Origin of the sequence: Dyella sp. S184, assembly GCF_009766065.1 — a bacterium.
In the GTDB taxonomy this organism is placed as follows: Bacteria; Pseudomonadota; Gammaproteobacteria; order Xanthomonadales; family Rhodanobacteraceae; genus Rhodanobacter.
Map to the genome: position 1 here is coordinate 1 of NZ_LMUE01000008.1, position 1,123 is coordinate 1,123.

The 1,123-nt window shown below is 54.8% G+C and carries 2 protein-coding genes; both read right to left on the reverse strand.

Going from position 1 to position 1,123, the window contains the following annotated elements; all coding sequences use genetic code 11:
- Positions 1-78: 78 nt before the first annotated feature.
- A complete protein-coding gene (locus GSQ75_RS12260; protein ID WP_158755173.1) occupies positions 79-495 on the reverse strand; it encodes a hypothetical protein in 417 nt (138 codons plus the stop codon).
- A 68-nt stretch (positions 496-563) separates the two neighbouring features.
- Positions 564-1,040 carry a hypothetical protein gene (locus GSQ75_RS12265; protein WP_158755174.1) on the reverse strand — a complete coding sequence of 159 codons (477 nt, stop codon included), beginning with the start codon at positions 1,038-1,040 and terminating at the stop codon, positions 564-566.
- Positions 1,041-1,123 lie beyond the last annotated feature (83 nt).

Sequence of the window (1,123 nt, forward strand, 5' to 3'; positions counted from 1 at the left end):
AATGTTCATGCTCTTGATGGCTAACGCTGGAGTTAAGCGGCGCCGGAGGCGTCCGCCTTGAACGAGTTGTTAGCCGTGCTACAGCGCACGGGAAACTAATGCTTGAATGCCTTCGAAGTACTGTGGCCGAACGAACTCAGAGCGCTCGTTGACCTTGTAATCCCCATCTCCTGAAAGTGTCAGTTCTCCATCACGGACTCGCGACAAGATTTGACCGCCGGTAAGTAGATACCCAGTGGATGAGCTCTTATGAAGAAAGACACAGAGCCATCTGCTGTTGGAGCTGCTAAGGCGATCTAGCTGATTCTTGGTGAGCCCCCAAAAACCTGGTGTGTTGGAGCTGCCTTTGACGTAAAGGACCGTGGCTTGGGGTGCAGTTGAGATCTCGAGCAAATGATTGGATGTGCGCGTGCCGCCGCGCCACATCGAAACGCCCAAGTCGCGAAGCGCAAGCTCTGTAGCAAGTGACTTGCGGAAGGTAGCAACGAGGTCCATGGGTCATGGTTCCTGACGGCTAACGCTGGAGTTAAGCGGCGGCGAAGCCGTCCGCCTTGAACGAGTTGTTAGCGCGCTGGCTGAGCAGGTGCCTCGGAGCCAGCAGCTTTGAGATCTTGTAAGCCCGACTGTAGATCGCTTTGGCGAATGAGTAACGCACGAACACCATAGCCGTCACCGAAATCTTTCAGGTAGCGCACCAGGTCGATGGCGTTCGAATCGTTAATGCCATACAAAGCGATGTTGGCAGCTCCTTTAGTGATTGGTGAAACCACAAAGGAAAGCTCGTTTACGTTGATCTTTGTTAGCACAACTTTGTAGACGGCGAGGTTGCCTTTTGAATCATGGTCGCGGACAACCAAGCGCCCTTGCCCAACACTATTCAGCTCTAGGCGAAGCACTGCACCCCACGCGTCCGGGCCAACCCAAACACCGGCCAATTGCACTTTTGTTCGAGGTGGCGGCGGCTTGATGGCCAGCGCGCCCATGCTCACAAGCAGCAATGCGACTCCTATCAACGGCGCAAGTAAGCGTCTAGATTTCACGACCATCCCTGTAAGCGCTAACGCTGGAATTGAGCGGCGGCGTAGCCGTCCGCCTCGAATGAATTGTTAGCCATGTGGCTGCC